20 protein-coding genes are annotated in these 18,083 nt (G+C 70.5%); 16 read left to right on the top strand and 4 right to left on the bottom strand.

The features are described 5' to 3' along the window. Positions 1-301 precede the first annotated feature (301 nt). From bioB to AB0M51_RS34190, 3 genes are read left to right on the top strand one after another with little or no spacing between them, the layout of a single operon-like run. A complete protein-coding gene (gene bioB / locus AB0M51_RS34200; RefSeq protein WP_344191848.1) occupies positions 302-1,294 on the top strand; it encodes a biotin synthase BioB in 993 nt (330 codons plus the stop codon). Further along, complete coding sequence (locus AB0M51_RS34195) at positions 1,291-1,470, top strand: hypothetical protein (RefSeq protein ID WP_344191850.1); 180 nt, start codon at positions 1,291-1,293, stop codon at positions 1,468-1,470. Before bioB ends, AB0M51_RS34195 begins: the two co-directional genes overlap by 4 nt. 10 nt (positions 1,471-1,480) lie before the next feature. Further along, positions 1,481-2,659 carry a hypothetical protein gene (locus AB0M51_RS34190; RefSeq protein ID WP_344191852.1) on the top strand — a complete coding sequence of 393 codons (1,179 nt, stop codon included), beginning with the start codon at positions 1,481-1,483 and terminating at the stop codon, positions 2,657-2,659. A 62-nt stretch (positions 2,660-2,721) separates the two neighbouring features. Here the strand turns inward: AB0M51_RS34190 and AB0M51_RS34185 are convergent, their stop codons facing one another. Next, a complete protein-coding gene (locus AB0M51_RS34185) occupies positions 2,722-2,937 on the bottom strand; it encodes a hypothetical protein (RefSeq protein WP_344191854.1) in 216 nt (71 codons plus the stop codon). 277 nt (positions 2,938-3,214) lie between these two features. Between AB0M51_RS34185 and AB0M51_RS34180 the strand changes: the two genes are divergently transcribed. The 8 genes from AB0M51_RS34180 (at position 3,215) to AB0M51_RS34145 (ending at position 11,488) form a co-directional block, all read left to right on the top strand. Then, entirely contained in the window at positions 3,215-3,613 is a 399-nt protein-coding gene (locus AB0M51_RS34180) for a hypothetical protein (RefSeq protein ID WP_344191856.1), read from the top strand. Continuing rightward, positions 3,610-4,551 carry a zeta toxin family protein gene (locus AB0M51_RS34175; protein ID WP_344191858.1) on the top strand — a complete coding sequence of 314 codons (942 nt, stop codon included), beginning with the start codon at positions 3,610-3,612 and terminating at the stop codon, positions 4,549-4,551. The genes AB0M51_RS34180 and AB0M51_RS34175 overlap by 4 nt, the downstream gene beginning before the upstream one ends. Positions 4,552-4,638: 87 nt before the next feature. After that, a complete protein-coding gene (locus AB0M51_RS34170; RefSeq protein ID WP_344191860.1) occupies positions 4,639-5,952 on the top strand; it encodes an adenosylmethionine--8-amino-7-oxononanoate transaminase in 1,314 nt (437 codons plus the stop codon). Next, a complete protein-coding gene (locus tag AB0M51_RS34165; protein ID WP_344191862.1) occupies positions 5,952-7,073 on the top strand; it encodes an 8-amino-7-oxononanoate synthase in 1,122 nt (373 codons plus the stop codon). The genes AB0M51_RS34170 and AB0M51_RS34165 overlap by 1 nt, the downstream gene beginning before the upstream one ends. Beyond that, the gene (gene bioD / locus AB0M51_RS34160) at positions 7,070-7,726 is read left to right on the top strand and encodes a dethiobiotin synthase (protein ID WP_344191864.1); all 657 of its coding nucleotides are present in this window, start codon (positions 7,070-7,072) and stop codon (positions 7,724-7,726) included. The genes AB0M51_RS34165 and bioD overlap by 4 nt, the downstream gene beginning before the upstream one ends. Further along, positions 7,723-8,784, top strand: coding sequence for a hypothetical protein (locus AB0M51_RS34155; protein WP_344191866.1), 1,062 nt, complete (start codon positions 7,723-7,725; stop codon positions 8,782-8,784). The genes bioD and AB0M51_RS34155 overlap by 4 nt, the downstream gene beginning before the upstream one ends. Positions 8,785-8,818: 34 nt before the next feature. Continuing rightward, positions 8,819-10,369 carry a glutamine-hydrolyzing GMP synthase gene (gene guaA / locus AB0M51_RS34150; protein WP_344193512.1) on the top strand — a complete coding sequence of 517 codons (1,551 nt, stop codon included), beginning with the start codon at positions 8,819-8,821 and terminating at the stop codon, positions 10,367-10,369. A gap of 138 nt (positions 10,370-10,507) precedes the next feature. Beyond that, positions 10,508-11,488: a winged helix-turn-helix domain-containing protein gene (locus AB0M51_RS34145; protein ID WP_344191868.1), complete on the top strand. Its 981-nt coding sequence runs from the start codon at positions 10,508-10,510 to the stop codon at positions 11,486-11,488. 60 nt (positions 11,489-11,548) lie between these two features. On the opposite strand, the gene AB0M51_RS34140 is transcribed toward AB0M51_RS34145, so the two are convergent. Together AB0M51_RS34140 and AB0M51_RS34135 are read right to left on the bottom strand one after the other, a co-directional pair. Then, positions 11,549-11,992, bottom strand: a complete 444-nt coding sequence (locus AB0M51_RS34140; RefSeq protein ID WP_344191870.1) for a hypothetical protein — start codon at positions 11,990-11,992, stop codon at positions 11,549-11,551. Between the two features lie 139 nt (positions 11,993-12,131). After that, positions 12,132-12,908 carry a TetR/AcrR family transcriptional regulator gene (locus AB0M51_RS34135; RefSeq protein WP_363752121.1) on the bottom strand — a complete coding sequence of 259 codons (777 nt, stop codon included), beginning with the start codon at positions 12,906-12,908 and terminating at the stop codon, positions 12,132-12,134. 72 nt (positions 12,909-12,980) lie between these two features. On the opposite strand from AB0M51_RS34135, the gene AB0M51_RS34130 reads away from it, so the two are divergent. The 3 genes from AB0M51_RS34130 to AB0M51_RS34120 are packed head-to-tail and all read left to right on the top strand — an operon-like array spanning position 12,981 to position 15,445. Beyond that, positions 12,981-13,814: an NAD(P)H-binding protein gene (locus tag AB0M51_RS34130; RefSeq protein ID WP_344191874.1), complete on the top strand. Its 834-nt coding sequence runs from the start codon at positions 12,981-12,983 to the stop codon at positions 13,812-13,814. Positions 13,815-13,831: 17 nt separating this feature from the next. Then, positions 13,832-14,395 (top strand): DinB family protein, encoded by a 564-nt coding sequence (locus AB0M51_RS34125; RefSeq protein ID WP_363752118.1) that lies wholly within the window; start codon positions 13,832-13,834, stop codon positions 14,393-14,395. 33 nt (positions 14,396-14,428) lie between these two features. Further along, positions 14,429-15,445, top strand: coding sequence for an Rv2578c family radical SAM protein (locus AB0M51_RS34120; protein ID WP_363752115.1), 1,017 nt, complete (start codon positions 14,429-14,431; stop codon positions 15,443-15,445). A 4-nt stretch (positions 15,446-15,449) separates the two neighbouring features. Here the strand turns inward: AB0M51_RS34120 and map are convergent, their stop codons facing one another. Next, a complete protein-coding gene (map, locus tag AB0M51_RS34115; RefSeq protein WP_363752112.1) occupies positions 15,450-16,217 on the bottom strand; it encodes a type I methionyl aminopeptidase in 768 nt (255 codons plus the stop codon). A 98-nt stretch (positions 16,218-16,315) separates the two neighbouring features. On the opposite strand from map, the gene AB0M51_RS34110 reads away from it, so the two are divergent. Both AB0M51_RS34110 and AB0M51_RS34105 read left to right on the top strand, forming a co-directional pair. Next, entirely contained in the window at positions 16,316-17,452 is a 1,137-nt protein-coding gene (locus tag AB0M51_RS34110) for a CapA family protein (protein WP_363752109.1), read from the top strand. 60 nt (positions 17,453-17,512) lie between these two features. Next, entirely contained in the window at positions 17,513-18,055 is a 543-nt protein-coding gene (locus tag AB0M51_RS34105; RefSeq protein ID WP_363752106.1) for an rRNA adenine N(6)-methyltransferase family protein, read from the top strand. Positions 18,056-18,083 lie beyond the last annotated feature (28 nt).

Raw genomic sequence — 18,083 nt, 5'->3', positions numbered from 1 at the left:
CCGATTTCCGCGAGCTCCAGGCCTTGTGACCACTCTGCGTGCTGACTGTAATGATCAGCTTCAGTCGCTCTTGGTAATCGGGTGGCGGTCTTCCTTGCGGTAACCGCCTCTGCACACATCAACGAGCCCATCTACGGGGGGTTACGAGGTTCCGCAGAAAAATCCAGAAACTTTTCCGGGGAGTGCGGAGAGTGGCCGTGAGGCACTCCGGGCCGAGGTGTTCCACGTGACGCCCGCCGCAGTACCGGCGTACCCCTCTCGCTTACTGTGAGCCGGACCGTTCTGATGAGGCAGGAGAAGCATGGACATCCTGGACGTGGCACGTGCGCAGGTTCTGGAGCAGGGCATCGGGCTGCGCCAGGAGCAACTGGTCGAGGTGCTCCGGACGCCCGACGACCGGCTGCCCGAACTGCTCGCGCTCGCGCACGACGTCCGGGTGAAGTGGTGCGGCGAGGAGGTCGAGGTCGAGGGGATCATCTCGCTGAAGACCGGCGGCTGCCCCGAGGACTGCCACTTCTGCTCGCAGTCCGGCCAGTTCACCTCGCCGGTGCGCGCGGTCTGGCTGAACATCCCGGAGCTGGTCGAGGCCGCCAGGGAGACCGCGAAGACCGGCGCCACCGAGTTCTGCATCGTGGCCGCCGTGCGCGGCCCGGACGAGCGGCTGATGTCCCAGGTGAAGGCCGGCATCGACGCGATCAACGCCGAGGTCGACATCAACATCGCCTGCTCACTCGGCATGCTCACCCAGGCGCAGGTCGACGAGCTGAAGTCGTGGGGCGTGCACCGGTACAACCACAACCTCGAGTCGGCCCGGTCGTACTTCGGCGACGTGGTCACCACGCACTCGTTCGAGGAGCGCTGGGAGACCTGCCTGATGGTGCGCGAGTCCGGGATGGAGCTGTGCTGCGGCGGCCTGGTCGGGATGGGCGAGACGCTCGAGCAGCGCGCCGAACTGGCCGCGCAGCTCGCCGAGCTCGACCCGCACGAGGTCCCGCTGAACTTCCTCAACCCGCGCCCGGGCACGCCGTTCGGCGACCTCGAGGTGATGGACGGCAAGGACGCGCTCCGGACGATCGCCGCGTTCCGGCTGGCGATGCCGCGGACGGTCCTGCGGTACGCCGGCGGCCGCGAGCTGACGCTCGGCGACCTGGGCACCCGCGACGGCCTGCTCGGCGGCATCAACGCGGTGATCGTCGGCAACTACCTGACCACCCTCGGCCGCCCCGCCACCGCCGACCTCGACCTCCTCGCCGAGCTGAAGATGCCGGTGAAGGAACTCCAGAAGTCGCTGTGACGTACTGCGGGCGCTGCGGTGCGGAGGGCCGGCACGAGGCGTGCGTGCGAGCCCTGGCCCTCGAGCCGCCGCGGTACTGCGCCGAATGCCGCCGCCGGATGATCGTCCAGGTCCACCCCACAGGCTGGACCGCCCGCTGCTCGGTCCACGGCGTACTGACGGCGGGGTCCGGCTAGGGTTGAGGGTATGTCCGATGCCGTGCCGCGCCTGCTGGTTGCTCTGTACGGGCCGACGTCGGCGGGGAAGACCGCGGTGTCGGTCGATCTCTGCCTGCGGATCCGGGACGAGCTCGGGCTGCCGCCGATGGTGGTCTCCGCGGACTCGCGGCAGGTGTACCGGTACATGGACATCGGCACCAGCAAGACCACGCCGGAGGAGATGCGGGGTATCCCGCACACGATGATCGACGTCACCGAGCCGGTGCGGAAGCTCGAGCTGGAGACGTTCGTCGCCGAGGCACGCCGGCACATGGAGGACTGCTGGACGTCCGGCGGCGTCCCGGTGATCGTCGGCGGCACCAGCGTGTACGTCCGCTCGCTGCTCGAGGGCTGGGAGGTGGACGCGGTCGCCGAGGCCCGGAACGCGATCCGCCGGGACTTCCCGCGGAGCATGGCCGAGGACGCGTACGCCGTACTCGCCCGGCTGGACCCGAAGGCGGCCGGGAAGATCCACGAGAACAACTACGACGCGATCGTGAACGCGCTGGCCCGGGCCATGGGCAACGACCCCGGACGCGCCGTCGCCCCCGCCACCCGGCAGGTGGTGTTCGCGGTCGACCGTTCGCCCACGGACATCGACCAGCGCGTCGCCGCGACGTACGACCACCAGGTCGCCCGCGGCCTCCGCGACGAGGTGCTCGGGCTGGAGGAGCGGTACGACGTCCTCGCGCAGTACCGCCGGCTCGGCCAGAAGTCGCCGAACCAGGTCGTCCACACGCACGGGTACACCGAGTGGTTCGACGTGGCGCTGGACCGCGGCACGTCGGTGGCGAACCTCGACGAGTCCGACCGCGCCGAGGTCCGCTCCCGCGTCGTCGAACGCATCCAGACCCACACCCGCCGGCAACGCGCCGCCATCCCCAAGCTGACCGGCGTCCGCCCGATCCGCAACGCCGACGACGCCTTCACCCAGGTCAAGAGAACCCTGGAAACCCCCGAACCACCGCGCGACCAACCAGGCTCGGGCGGGGGGAAGAGAGGCGGGCCGGGCCGAACCGGCGGAACGACAGGCCGCCGCTCCGGCGGCAACCCCGCGGCCAAGCGCACCGGCGGCGCGTCCGGCCGCAACTCCGGCCGTGGCTCGGGTGGTTCGCCCGGTCGCGGCTCCGGTGGTTCAGCCGGCGGCGGTCGGCGGGGGCGGCGGTAGACGCGACAGCGGCCGGGTCCAACCGATCAACGGTTGTCCCGGCTGCGCCGGCGTGGCCCTGACTACTTGCTCTTGCCCTTGCCCTGGTTCTTCGCGTTCTCGCGGCCGCGCCGGGTGTTGGGGTTGGTCGACCGCTTCTGGTCGGCCAGCTTCCGGGAAGCGCCGCGCTCGTGCTTGGCCTGATTGCTCGGGCTCTGATTGTTGTCGTGCTCCTGGGGCTTGCCCTTCTTGCTCTGCGGCGTGTTGCTGCCCTGGTTCCTGTTCCTGCCGAAGGCCATATCGAGTCCTCTCATCGATGCCGCGAACCGCGGCGCGTTGTCGTCGTGTGTTCAGCTGCTCTGGGCCTGCCCGTCGCGACGGGGCGGAGCGGCTTCTTGCCGAAAGCCGTCTGGTTGCTCCCATCGATCAGGTACTCGAGCAGACGCGGTCTGCTGTCGATCGGTTCCCCGTCGGTTCAAGGCATCGGAAGGCTAACCACGGACGGGGTTCATCTCGTGTTCGCACAGGGATGCGGCCGCCGGACCGCTGACCTGGGAGGTCAGATATCGTTCGTGCGTGGTCAACGTCGCCGCCCTGAACGTGCTGCCCCAGCTGGACAAGGCGAGCTGGTCGGCGCCCGAGGCGATGGCGTACGAGATCGCCCAGGAAGGTGTCCGGCAGGCGATCGGCTTCTGTGCCCGCCCGATCACTGACGACGACCTCGAAACCGATCCCGAGGTCGGCGTGACCCGGCGCGCCGAGCAGCAGGACTGGGCCGCGCGTGGGCAGGAGCTCACCCCGCAGGACACCCGCGCGATCAAGCGGATCCGTAAGGACGCCGACGACCTGCTGAGCATCGACGACGAGGACGAGGAAGACGACGAGGACCTCGACGAAGACGACGATGAAGGCGACGAGGACGACACGGACGACGATGACGAAGACGAGGACGACGGGACGCTGGAGCAGTCGTGACGAGTCCGTGGGGGACCGAGTCGGCGGCCGCTGACCGGGAGATGCTGGACGCGGCGGAGAGCGCCCGGATCTTCCGCGAGCGGATCGTCCCCGACCAGCTCGCCGGCACCCGCCAGGAGCACCCGGTGGTGGCGTTCGTCGGCGGTCAGCCGGGCGACGGGAAGGCCTCGATCACCGCGCTGGTCGCCACGATCCTGCGGCGCCGCAGCCGCCCGGTCGTACTCACCCCGAGCGCCTACGAGCCGTACCACCCGCACTTCCACCAGCCGATCGCCGACGCGCCGCCGGTCCCGAGCCCGGACGTCGAGGCCGACGGCCTGCGCTGGTACGGGATGGCCGAGGCGCACGTGATCGAGCAGCGGTACGACGCGATCGTCGAGACCGAGTTCCTCGACACCGACGCGTTCGCCGAGTCGGCGCAGCGGTTCAAGACGGCCGGCTACCAGGTCGAGATCGCGCTCCTCGCGGTCACAGAGGTCTTCAGCCGCCTCGGCGTCCTCGAGCGGCACCTACGCGGCCTGGAGGCCTACGGCTTCGCCCGGCTCGTGCCGCCGAGCGCCCACGACAGCGGCTATGCGGGCGTGCTGCGGGCCGCCGACCTGATCGATGCGAGTACGTGGGCCGACCGGGTCGCCGTACTGCGCCCGGACGGGCAACTGCTGTACGGCAACCAGCGCGCCGCGGGCGGTGCCTGGGAACGACCGGCACGGACCGCCGAGGCGATCACGTACGAGCGGGACCGGCCGTGGACGGTCGTGGAGTCGCGGTACTTCCTGGAGACGGTCTCCCAGGTAGCGCGGATCGGGCTCGCGGCGCCGGTGCAGTGGATCCGGGACGAGTCGGTCGAGGGCGGCAAGGCGGTGACCGCGATGGCGCGCCCGCGGCTGCATCCCGACGCGGTGACGTTACACATCGCGACGGCCGGCACGCTGCCGTAGGAGACGTCGCCCACATCCTGACCACCCGCGCCGTCGCCGGCGACGTCCAGCGATTACCGTGGTGGGCCTCAGGACGGAAGGCGGACGGTGTCTCGGTCGGTCAGTGAGTGGGAGCAGCGGGATGCGGAGTTGCTCTGGCATCCGTACTCGTCGCTGAGCGCGCCGTCGCCGGTGCGGCTGGTGCGGGGTGCTTCCGGCGTACGGCTGCGCCTCGACGACGGGGCCGGCGGCAGTGTCGAGGCGATCGATGCGATGGCGTCCTGGTGGTGCATGATCCACGGGTACCGGAATCCGGTGCTGGACGCGGCGTTGAAGGCGCAGGTGGACGAGTTCAGCCATGTGATGTTCGGTGGGCTGACCCACGAACCGGCGATCCGGCTGGCGGAGCGGCTGGTGGAGATCACGCCGGATCCGCTGCGGCACGTGTTCTTCTGCGACTCGGGGTCGGTCTCGGTCGAGGTGGCGATCAAGCTCGCGCTGCAGTACCAGGTTGCCCGCGGCAACATCGGGCGGACCCGGATGCTGACGGTGCGCGGCGGGTACCACGGCGACACGTTCGCGCCGATGAGCGTCTGCGACCCGGTCAACGGGATGCACTCGCTGTTCACCGGCGCCCTCCAGAACCAGGTCTTCGGGCCCCAGCCTCCGGCCGGCTTCGAGCGGGCTGACGACGACCCGGAGCTGCAGGCGTGGGCCGACGCGATGGCCGCGCTCGCGGCGGCGCACTCCGACGAGGTCGCGGCGATCATCGTCGAGCCGGTCCTCCAGGGCGCCGGCGGCATGTACCCGTACAGCCCCGCCTGTCTCCGCGTACTGCGGGAGCTCGCCGACCGCCACGGCTTCCTGCTGATCTTCGACGAGATCGCGACCGGCTTCGGGCGGACCGGCACGCTGTTCGCCTCCGAGCACGCGGGCGTCGACCCGGACATCCTGTGCGTCGGCAAGGCGCTGACGGGTGGGTATCTGACGCTGGCGGCGATGTTGTGTACGCCGGACGTCGCGCGCACGGTGTCCGACGGACCGGGTGGCGCCCTGATGCACGGGCCGACCTTCATGGCGAACCCACTCGCGTGTGCGGTCGCCCTCGCATCGCTCGATCTGCTGTTCTCCCAGGACTGGGCTACCCGGGTTGCGCGGATCTCGGTCGGTCTGGAGTCGGGCCTGAGTAGGGCGTGGGACCTGCCGGCAGTGAAGGACGTGCGTGTGATCGGCGCTGTGGGCGTCGTACAACTCGGCGGTCCGGTGGATCTGCCCCGGATGACCGAGGCGGCGCTGAAGCGCGGCGTGTGGGTGCGGCCGTTCCGGGACCTCGTCTACACGATGCCGCCGTACGTCTGCACCGACGACGAGATCGCGACCATCGCCGCGGCGATCACCGGTGCGGTCGAGGAGGCCGGCTGATGCTCCACGACTGGCTTGCCCCGAAGGCCGCCGCGCTGGAGGCGCGCGGTCTGACCCGGCGGCTGCGCGCGCGAGCCGCGGGCGAGGATCTGATCGACCTGGCGGGCAACGACTACCTGGGCCTGACCCGGGACCCGCGCGTGATCGCGGCGGCGGCCGCGGCGGTCGAGACCTGGGGGACCGGCTCGACCGCGTCCCGCCTGGTCACCGGTACGACGGAACTGCACGAGCAGCTCGAGTCCGCGCTGGCGGCGTACGCCGGGCAGGAGTCCGCGCTCGCCTTCTCCTCCGGGTACCTGGCCAACCTCGGTATCGTCACCGCGCTCGGCGGACCGGGCACGCTGCTGGTGTCGGACGAGCACGTGCACGCGTCGCTGGTGGATGCCTGCCGGCTCGCGCGTTCGCGGGTCGAGGTCGTGCCGCACAACGACGCCGAGGCCGTCGAGAAAGTACTTGCCGGGCGCAACGAACCGCATGCGCTGGTGCTGACCGAGTCGGTGTTCAGCGTGCTCAGCGACGAGGCGCCGCTGACCGAACTCGCCGCGCTCGCGCTGGCCCACGACGCAGTACTGCTGGTCGACGAGGCACACGGGCTGGGGGTCAGCGGCGGCGGGCGCGGAGGTGTGCACGCGGCGGGCCTTGCCGGGCTCGACCACGTCGTGGTCACGATGACGCTGTCGAAGTCGCTGGCCTCGCAGGGCGGCGTCGTACTCGGGCCCTCGGTGCTGCGCGATCACCTGATCAACCGGGCGCGTCCGTTCATCTACGACACCGGGCTGAACCCGGCCGCGGGTGCGGCGGCGCTTGCCGCGTTGCGGGTGTTGCAGGCGGAGCCGCATCGTCCGGCCGCCGTCCACGCCGCCGCTGCACGGTTGGCCGCCGCCGGCGGGGTGCCGCCGTCGCGGGGCGCGGTGGTATCGGTGCCGATGCCCGGGCCCCGGGAGGCCGTGCGGGCGGCCGAGTTGTGTCTGGAGAACGGCGTACGGGTCGGGAGCTTCCGGCCGCCGTCGGTCCCGGACGGGATCTCCCGGGTGCGGCTGACCGCCCACGCCGGACTGTCGTCAACGGACCTCGATCGCGCCTGCGCCGTGATCGCCGACGCGATCGGACAGTTCTCATGATCACCTTCGTCACCGGCACCGACACCGACATCGGCAAGACGGTCGTCACGGCCGCGCTCGCGGTGTGCGCCGGGGATTCGGTCGCGGTGGTGAAGCCGGCCCAGACCGGTGTCGCGCCCGACGAGCCGGGCGACCTCGCGGAGGTCGGGCGGCTCAGCGGCGTGACCGCGCTGCACGAGGGCGTCCGGCTGCCGGAACCGCTCGCTCCGACGACGGCCGCGCGGCGGGCGGGGATCGTGCTGCCGTCGGTCGAGGAGTACGCCGCGTCGATCGACGACCTCGCCCGCACGTACGACACCGTGCTGGTCGAGGGCGCCGGCGGGCTGCTCGTCGGACTCGATGCCGACGGCAACAACCTGGCGGATCTGGCGGAGCACCTGACGTCCCCGTTCCGGTTCGTGGTGGTGACCCGCGCCGGGCTCGGCACGCTCAACCACACCGGCCTGACCGTCGAGGCGCTGCGGACCCGCGAGCTGCCCGTCGAGGGTCTGGTGATCGGCTCCTGGCCGGACGACCCGGACCTCGCCGAACGCTGCAACCTGGAGGACCTGCCGGCCACCGCCGGTGTCCCGCTGATCGGCCGGATCCCGTCCGGTGTGGGCGCCTGGCCCCGGGACAAGTTCCGCTCGACGGCGCCGAGCTGGTTCGAGTGACCGGGTGTCCGGCACGGTACGACGAGGGGCTCGGGTACTGGGTGGTCGACGACCCGGCGACGGCGCGTGAGGTGCTGCTCGCTCCGGAGATCTTCCGGCCGGACAACGCCGTACTCGCGCACACGCCGCTCTCCGTCAAAGCACTCCGCGTCCTGTCGGCCGTCGGGTTCGCGCTCCCGCCGACGCTGGCGAACAACGCCGGCGAGTCCCACCGTCCGATCCGCGGCGCCGTCGCCCGCTTCTTCAGCCCGGCGCGCGTCGCCGCCGTCGAACCGCTCGCGCGCGAACTCAACGCCTCCCGCGTAGCCGCCGCCTCGACCCGCCTGGCCGCCGGTGAAGAGGTCGATCTCGTCCAGGCGATCGCCGCCGAGCCTCCCGCTCTCGTCGTCCTCCACCTCCTCGGCCTGGAGGACGTCGACGTACCGTCGCTGAAAGCCTGGAGCCTCGACTCGCTCGAACTCTTCTGGGGTACCCCCGACGAGGACCGCCAGCTGGAACTCGCCCACACCGCGGCCGAGTTCTACGCCTGGCTCCGCGCCCGTACGACGGCTGCGCGCGAGGCCCGCGCTGGCGACCTGTTCGGCGTACTCGTCGACCTCGGCCTCACCGACGAAGAGATCTGCGCGGCCGCCTACTTCCTGCTGATCGCCGGCCAGGAGACCACCACCCAGCTCATCTCCACCGCCTTCCACCGTGCTCTCACCCGGCCGCTCGACCCGCCCGAAGCGGTCGAGGACACCCTCCGGCACGCCTCCTCGGTCCCTACCTGGCGCCGCATCACCGCCACCGCGACCACCCTCGGCGGCGGACAACTCCCGCCCGGTGCCCCGCTCCTCCTCACCCTGACCGGCACCGACGGCCCCGCCGACCTCGCCTTCGGCCTCGGCCTCCACCGCTGCCTCGGCGCCGCCCTGGCCCGCCTGGAGACCCGCGTCGCGTTGGAATGTGCGCAGAACCTGTTGACCACTGTGCGCCTGACCGAGGACCCACCGATGATCAACCTGCTCTCGTTCCGCGCCCCGAAGCGCCTCCGGGTGACTGCATTACAACCTTCCTGACCTGCACCGATACGCTTTGTGGGTGGCCCAAGATATTTCGCAGCATGAGCTGGTTCTGGTTGTCGACTTCGGGGCGCAGTATGCGCAGCTGATCGCGCGGCGGGTGCGTGAGGCGAAGGTGTACTCCGAGATCGTGCCGCACTCGATGCCGGTCGAGGAGATGCTGGCGAAAGGGCCGAAGGCGATCATCCTGTCCGGCGGGCCGCAGTCGGTGTACGCCGAGGGGGCGCCGCGGGTCGAGTCGGGGCTGTTCGAGGCGGGTGTCCCGGCGTTCGGCATCTGCTACGGGTTCCAGGCGATGGCGCAGACGCTCGGCGGCGAGGTCCGGCGGACCGGGCTGCGGGAGTTCGGCCGTACGCCGGTCACCGTGAGCGCGGCGGGTACGCTGCTCGCGGGCATCCCGGAGGACCTGAACGTGTGGATGTCGCACGGTGACGCGGTGCACGCGCCGCCGGCCGGGTTCGCCGTACTGGCGGGATCCGAGGGCGCGCCGGTGGCGGCGTTCGAGGACCTGGAGCGCAGGCTCGCCGGCGTGCAGTGGCACCCGGAGGTGCTGCACTCGCAGGCCGGGCAGACCGTGCTGGAGCACTTCCTGTACGAGATCGCCGGCTGCAAGGGCGACTGGACGACGACGAACGTGGTCGAGGAGCAGGTCGCGCTGATCCGCGAGCAGGTCGGTGACAAGCAGGTGCTGTGCGCGCTGTCCGGCGGCGTCGACTCCGCGGTCGCGGCCGCCCTGGTACACAAGGCGATCGGCGACCAGCTGACCTGTGTGTACGTCGACCACGGCCTGCAGCGGGCCGGTGAGTCCGAGCAGATCGAGAAGGACTTCGCCGCCGCGGTCGGGATCCGGCTGGAGGCGATCGACGCCGAGGACCAGTTCCTGGGCGCGCTCGCCGGGGTCACGGACCCGGAGCAGAAGCGGAAGATCATCGGCCGCGAGTTCATCCGGACGTTCGAGGCGACCGCGCGGAAGGTGGACGCCGAGCGGCACATCGAGTTCCTGGTCCAGGGCACGCTGTACCCGGACGTCGTCGAGTCCGGCGGCGGCGCGGGTACGGCGAACATCAAGTCCCACCACAACGTCGGCGGGCTGCCGGACGACCTGCAGTTCAGCCTGATCGAGCCGCTGCGGACGCTGTTCAAGGACGAGGTCCGCGAGCTCGGCCTGGCCCTCGGCCTGCCGGAGACGATGGTCTACCGGCACCCGTTCCCGGGGCCGGGGCTGGCGATCCGGATCATCGGCGAGGTCACCCGCGAGCGGCTGGACATCCTGCGCGCCGCGGACCTGATCGCCCGCACCGAGCTGACCGCGGCCGGCCTGGACCGCGACATCTGGCAGTTCCCGGTCGTGCTGCTGGCCGACGTCCGCTCGGTCGGCGTCCAGGGCGACGGGCGGACGTACGGCCACCCCGTCGTACTGCGCCCCGTGTCCAGCGAGGACGCGATGACGGCCGACTGGGCGCGGCTGCCGTACGACGTGATCGAACGCATCTCGACCCGGATCACCAACGAGGTGGACGAGATCAACCGGGTCACGCTCGACGTCACGAGCAAGCCGCCGGGCACCATCGAGTGGGAGTGACCTCCGGGTCGGCATCCTGACGGCCCCCTGTCCCCGCACCGCACGGAAACTCTTCTGACGTTGAGCCGGACGACTGTTATCGTCGGAGGGTCGCCCATTGGCCACGGCGGGTGACTTCCTCGGGGGAAGGGGATCGTGGTGTTCCGCATCTATTTCGAAACTGCGGATCTGGCGAGAACGACGATCGCGCAGCGACCGGATCCGTTGTGGGAGGTCCTGCTGGGCCTCCACATCCTGCAGCTCGACGAGGAGCCGGAGACCTTCGGGCCCTGGCGGGAGCGGGCCAGGCGCCATCTGAGTGCGCTCGAGCAGGAGCTCATCGCGCTGGCGCCACCGGTCGGGTACTCACCGGACTTCCTGACGCCACGTGCGGCGGGAGAAGGACTCGACGCCGGGCTCGCGGCGGTCGCCGCCACCTCGCCCGCGCAGCTGAAAGCCGAGCTGGGCCGGCTCTCCGACGCCGTCCGGCTGCCGGCCTGGACGCGGCGGCTCGCGAGCGGCGATTCGACGGTGATGACCCGGCTCGTGCACGGGTTGCGGTCGTTCCACCGGACGAAGATCGCGCCGCAGATGCCGATGATCTCGACCGCGATCGAGCCGGCGGTTGCCAAGCACAACGATACGGTCGCCAACGACGGGTTCGAGTCGCTCATCCCGCAGTTGCACCAGTCGCTGAGCTGGTCCGCGCCGGTGCTGTCGGTCGACATGCCGCACGTCAACCGCGACCTGTACCTGCACGGCCGCGGGATCCGGCTGGTGCCGTCGTTCTTCTGCTGGAAGTACCCGATGATGTTGCTCGACCCGGCGTTGCCCCCGGTGCTCGTCTACCCGGTGCGGCACGATCCCGCGCGGCCCGAGATCGTCGTACGCCGATCGGACCGGGACCGTGCCGTCGCCGATCTGCTCGGGCGGACCAGGGCGCGGGTGCTCAGGAGCATCTCGGACGGCGCGTGCTCGACGAGCGAACTCGCCGTACGGGCGGGGATCTCACCGGCGTCGGCGAGCGAACATGCCCGGGTGTTGCACGACACCGGTCTCGTCACCACGCACCGGGTCGGCAGCTCGGTGCGGCACACCCTGAATCAGGTCGGCGCGGACGTGCTGTCGGGGGTCCGGTGAGCCGGCAGAAGCCGACGCCACAGACCAGGTGGTCTGTGGCGCCGGCCCGCCGGCCGCTGGTCAGTGCACCAGCTTGATCGAGTTGACCGGCGTCAGGTTCTTGTTGCCGTACGTCCAGGACGCGATGTAGTCGTAGCACTTCGTCCCGTTCGATCCCTTGCACAGCCACACGCCGCTGCCGGGCGTCTGGTTGTTGAAGACGTAGTGCTTGCCGTACTGGTTGTGCAGCTTGTGGCTGCCGAACGACCAGTACACGTTCGACGGGTGGCCGTGGTTCCAGCCCTTGTTGCGCGGGTAGATGCAGACCGCGCCGTACGGGCAGCCCTGGTACTTGCGGCCGGTGACGGTGACCGACTGGGAAGCCAGGTCATTGGCCTGGGCAACCGTCGTCGTCGACCTGTCGGTCGGCTGGACGGCCTGTGCACTGGTAGCACCCACTGTCAGGGTCAGTACCGACCCCGCTGCGAGTCCGGCACCGGCCACGAGCTTGGTGATGTTTCGCATGATCTCCCCTTGATCTGCTGGCACCCCCTGGTGGGGTACTGGTTCCACCCTCCGTGACAGGTGCCTCGTCCGCCCGTCCATTCGTGATCGCGCGAAAGGCCCGACGGTTTTTTCGGCCTAGGCCGAAAGGGCTTGATGGCTAGCGAGGATTCATCGCCTGGATGCCGTCGAGCAGGCGGTCGAGGCCGTAGCGATAGGCGTCGTGGGCAGTGGACCTGTAGCCGTCGGCGTGCCAGATGGCCGTCATCGCCGGATGCCGGTCGACGTCGAAGTAGGTCTCCCAGAGGTCGTTGCGTTCGGACCACCAGGCGTTGTTGGTCTGGCCGGTGGTCCGCTCGACGAGGAGGCTCTCCGCCTCCAGGCCGGCGGCCGAGTCGACGTACGTCGTGATCGCCAGCGCGGCCGTGTTCGTCTCGGTGGGGGTGAGGCCCAGGTCGAGCAGTACGGACAGCAGGTACTCGCGTCCCGCGAGCATGCCCGGGCCGACCGGCGGGCGGATCGTGGAGACCTGCGACAACCACAGGTGCCGCTGGAACATCTCCCGCGTCTGGACGGAGTAGATCTCGACCTGCTCGCGCCAGTCGACCGGTCGCGGTTCGCCCGGGCCGGGCAGGCGGCGTTCGCCGAGCACCTGGTCGACCATCAGGTCGAGCAGTTCCTCCTTGGAGGGCACGTACGTGTAGAGCGTCATCGTGCCGACGGCGAGTTCCTTCGCCAGCCCGCCCATCGACGCTGCCGCCAGGCCTTGCTCGTCGGCGAGCCGGATGCCTGCGTGGACGACGTCGTCGACGGTCAGCGACGGCCGCCGCCCCGCGCCGCGCTTGCGCTGCAGATCCGAGGGCAGTTGGCGGTGGTTCCGCCACAGCAACGCCAGCGTCCGGTCCGGCTGGCCCTCACCACTTCGCCGCTCACTCACGCGGCCTACGATAGGCGCTCCGTCGAATTCTCGTATACCATACGGGAATTCATTGCTCGAGAGGAGACGGACATGACGATCCTGGTGACGGGCGCGACCGGGAGCGTGGGGCGGTTGCTGGTCGACGAGTTGGTCGCGGTGGGCGCGCCGGTGCGGGCGCTGACGTCGAACCCGGTGCGTGCGGCGCTGCCGGAGAGCGTGGAGGTCGCGCGCGGGTACCTCGGGAAGCCGGCGACGCTGCCCGCGGCGCTCGCGGGCGTCGACACGGTGTACCTCGCGCCGCTCCCGGCGTACGTCGACGACTTCGTCCGGTGTGCACGGGACGCCGGCGTGCGGCGGGTCGTCGTACTGTCGGGGGAGCCGGCGGAGTACGAGGCGCAGGGGGATCCGGACAGCTGGCACTACTACCGGCTCGAGCGGGCGATCGAGGCGGGCGGGTTCACGTGGACCTTCCTGCGGCCGGGGCAGTTCATGAACAACACGCTCGGCTGGGCGCCGTCGATCAAGGCCGAGGGGGTCGTGCGGGCGCCGTACGGGAATGCCGTGCAGACGCCGATCGATCTCGCCGACATCGCGGCGGTGGCGCGGGTGGTGCTGCTGTCGTCGGCGTTCGACGGCGCCAAGGTCACGATGAGCGGGCCCGAAGGGATCACGCCGCCGGAGCAGGTCGCCTGCATTGCGGCGGCGATCGGCCGGGAGGTCCGGTTCGAGGAGCAGACCCCGGACGAGTACCTGGCCGCGCTGGCGCCGGCGATCGGCCTGGAAACCGCCCAGTGGCTGCTCGACGGCTTCCGGATGATGGCCGAGTGGCCGATGAAGCCCGAGCCCGCGGTGCAGGAGCTGACCGGCCGCCCACCCACGACGTACGCCGAATGGGCCCGCGCCAACGCCGACGCCTTCCGCTGAATGGCATGATCGCGGGCGTGAAAGATCTCATGCACGGATACCTCCGCAGGGCCCGCGAGGCCATGGTCTGGAAGCTCGACGGGCTCAGCGAGTACGACGTACGCCGGCCGCTGACGCCCACCGGGACCAACCTGCTCGGGCTGATCAAGCACCTGTCGAGCGTGGAGGCCTGGTACTTCGGGAAGACGTTCGAGCGGCCGTTCCCCGAGGAGATGCCCTGGTGGGACGACGACGCGGAGCCGAACGCCGACTCGTGGGTGACCCCGGAGGAGACGCGCGAGGACATCGTCGGCCTGTACCGGCGGGTGTGGACGCATGCCGACGCCACGATCGACGCCCTGGCGCTGGACGCGCCGGGGCGCGTGCCATGGTGGCGGACGCCGGAGACGACGCTGCACGGGATGCTCGTCCACGTGATCGCGGAGACGAACCGGCACGCCGGGCACGCGGACATCCTGCGTGAGCAGCTCGACGGTGCGGTCGGGATGAGCCCGGGCAACTCCAACCTGCCGGAGGGGGACGCGGCCTGGTGGGCGGCGTACCGCGAGCGAGTCGAAGAGGCTGCGCGCGCCGCGAATTGACGACGACGTCGAACATGTGTTCGACTGTAGCGCATGAGGTGGGCTGGACAACGCATCGACGCCGAGACCCCGGGCACGTTGCCGGGGCTCGGGGCGATCGCGGGCCTGGTGCGGTCGGTGACGACGCCGGAGTTCCAGGGGATCACGTTCCACGAGGTGCTGGCACGCTCGGCGTTGAACTCCGTTCCCGGTTCGGCGCTGCCGTTCAACTGGACCGTGAATCCGTACCGCGGGTGCACACACGCCTGCCGGTACTGCTTCGCCCGCCCGACCCATGCGTACCTGGAGCTCGACACCGGGCAGGACTTCGACCGGCAGATCGTGGTGAAGACCAACGTCGCCGATGTCCTGCGCCGAGAGCTCGCCCGTCCGTCCTGGTCCCGCGAACCGGTTGCCCTGGGCACCAACACCGACCCGTACCAGCGCGCCGAGGGCCGGTATCGCCTGATGCCCGGCATCATCGACGCGCTCGCATCCTCCGGCACGCCGCTGTCCATCCTCACCAAGGGCACCCTGCTCCGCCGCGACCTGCCCCTGCTGACCGAGGCCGCCGCCGACGTCCCGGTCGGCGTCGCGGTCTCCCTCGCCCTGGGCGACGAGGTGTTACGCCGCCGCCTCGAGCCCGGCGTGCCGTCGGTCCGCGGCCGCCTCGACTTCATCCGCGCGATCCGCGACGCCGGCCTGCCGTGCGGCGTGATGGTCGCGCCTGTCCTGCCCTGGCTGACCGACTCCACCGAGCAACTCGACCAACTCCTCGCGTCCCTGTCGACCGCCGGCGCCACAGGTGTCACCCCACTCGTGCTGCATCTGCGTCCCGGGGTGAAGGAGTGGTTCATGAAGTGGCTCGCGTACGACCATCCCGCACTGGTCGGCCGGTACGAGTCCCTGTATGCCCACGGTGCCTACGCAGCCCCGAGCTACCAACGCGCCTTCGACGCCAAAGTCCGTCCCCTGCTGAGGAAGCACGGATTCGGCGGCCGCTCGTCACACCGCTCCGAACCCATCCGCGGCATGCACCGGCCGTCCCCGCCCCAAGACCCCTTGTTCTGAAGGCTTACGGACGGGTGAGGATGCGCGGGCCCTCGGGGGTGATCGCGACGGTGTGTTCGGCGTGGGCGCCGCGGGTGTGGTCGGCGGAGCGAAGGGTCCAGCCGTCCGCGTCGATCCGGTAGCCGGAGCCGGGGCCGGACCAGAACCACGGCTCGATCGCGAAGACGTGCCCGGCCTGCAGTTTCAGGCCGCGGCCCGGGCGGCCGTCGTTCGGGAGGTGCGGGTCCTGGTGCATCCGGCGGCCGATGCCGTGGCCGCCGAAGTCGAGGTTGGTGCCGACACCCGCGCGTTTGCCGACCCGGCCGATCGCGGCGCCGATGTCGCCGATCCGGTTGCCCGGTACCGCGGCCGCGATCCCGGCGGCGAGTGCTTCCTCGGTGGTCGCGATCAGCTCCAGGTCCGCGGCGCGCGGCGTGCCGACGCAGAAGCTGATCGCCGAGTCCGCGCACCAGCCGTCGACCGACGCGCCGCAGTCCACGTTCAGCAGGTCGCCGTCCTGCAGCCGCAGGTCGTTGGGCAGGCCATGCAGTACGGCGTCGTTCACCGACGCGCAGATCACGCCGCTGAACGGTGTCGTCGCGAACCCGGGCTGGTACCCGTCGAACAGCGACACCGCCCCGGCCGACCGCAGTACGTCCCGCGCGACCTCGTCGAGCTCGAGGAGTGAGACGCCGGCCGCGGCGTACTTCTTCACGCTCTGCAACGCGTTCGCGACCACTCGACCGGCCGTGCGCATCTGCTCGATCTCCGCCGGCGTCCTCAGCTCGACCATGGTCCACTTACTACCACACCGCCTTGGACACGATCAGGTCTCCGTCCCAACCAACCGCCCGGATCCGGCGTCTTCACCGACGACGCAAGGGGGCAGGAATGGTCGTACGACGACGCGCAGTACTCGGGGGAATGCTCGCCGGAGCCGCCGCGCTGGCGACCACCGGCTGTCTGGCGGACACGTACGCCGACACGCCGGGTTCTTCGCCGACGCCGGGTACGCAGAAGCAGCCGGAGAAGCCGCAGCGCATCACGGTCGTCGCGACCGGCGACGTCCTGCTGCACGAACGCCTCTGGACCACCGCGAAACGCGACGGATCCGGCGGCGCGTGGGACTTCGCCCCGCTGATGAGCGGCGTGAAACCCGTTGTGCAGCAGGCGGATCTCGCCATCGCGCACCTGGAGACGCCGCTCGCGAAGCCCGGCGGTCCGTACCACGGCTATCCGCTCTTCCAGGGCCCGCCGCAGATCGCGACCGCGCTCAAACAGACCGGGTACGACCTGTGCACCACCGCCAGCAACCACAGCTTCGACGGCGGCGCCGCGGGTGTCGACCGCACGCTCGACACGCTCGACAAGGCAGGCCTCAAGCACGCGGGTACGGCGCGGACGCGGTCCGAGGCCGAGCAGATCACGATCGTCGACGTCCACGGGGTGAAGGTCGCGTCGCTGAGCTTCACGTTCGGGTTCAACGGGCTGCCGTATCCGAACGGGGAGACGTGGCGGGCCGCCAAGATCAGCGTGAAGTCGATCCGGTTGCGCGCCCAGGAAGCCCGTGACCGGGGCGCGGAACTGGTGATCGTCAGCTGCCACTGGGGGACGGAGTACTCGAGCAAGCTGGACGATCTGCAGCGCGAAGTCGGTCCGCAACTGCTTGCCGACAGCAACATCGATCTGGTGATCGGGCATCATGCGCACGTCGTCCAGCCGATGCAGGAGATCGACGGGAAGTGGATCGCGTACGGGCACGGGAACCTGGTCGCCGCGCACCGGGAGCCGGAGAGCCGGAAGGCGGAGGGGCTGCTGACACGGTTCACGTTCACGCGGGGTGGGAGCGGGTGGCGGACGGTCGCGGAGTACGCGCCGCTGCTGATGACGGACGACCTGCCGGTCCGGGTTCTCGACGTACGGCGGGAGCTTGCTCGGGACACCGGTCGGCGGAAGCGGCTCGAGGTGGCGGAACGGCGTACGACGGAGACCGTGACGGCGTTGGGGGCGGCGCCGAAAATGCTTTGAGTCGTGGGGATGCGGCGTTTAGGGTCGGCGGCATGATTACGTACTTCGTGATGGTCCGTCGTGCCCGCCTCCGGGCAGGCGCGGGGTGCCTGGGGATGGCATCCGCTCGATAGTCGTTGGGCCCAGCGGGTTGTGGACGCGGCCGGGATCGTTCCCGGCGAACTCGTCCTCGACGTCGGGTCCGGCCTCGGCGCGCTGACCGCGCCGCTGGTCCGGGCCGGCGCCCGTGTGGTCGCGGTCGAACTCCATCCAGGTCGCGCCGACCGGTTGCGCCGGCGGTTCGCGGACGCACCGGTGACGGTGGTCCGCGCGGACGCCGGCGATCTTCGGTTGCCGTCCCGGCCGTTCCGGGTGGTGTCGAGCCCGCCGTACAACATCTCCACGGTGCTGCTGAAACGCTTGCTGGCGCAGGGGTCTCGCCTGGTGTCGGCCGATCTGGTGTTGCAGCGGCAGGTGGCGAATCGGTGGGTGCGCGGGGATGCGCCCGGGGCCAACAGGTGGTTCCGTTACTACGACCCGTCGATCGGCTTGCGCCTTCCACGCAAGGCTTTCACCCCACCACCCCACGTCGACTCAGCAGTCCTACTACTACGCAAACGCTAGAACCCCGCCCCTCGTTCGGGGCGGGGTT

The organism is Kribbella sp. NPDC051137, from assembly GCF_040682535.1.
Taxonomy (GTDB): Bacteria; Actinomycetota; Actinomycetes; order Propionibacteriales; family Kribbellaceae; genus Kribbella; species Kribbella karoonensis.
This window is presented reverse-complemented; position numbering and strand designations above follow the sequence as displayed.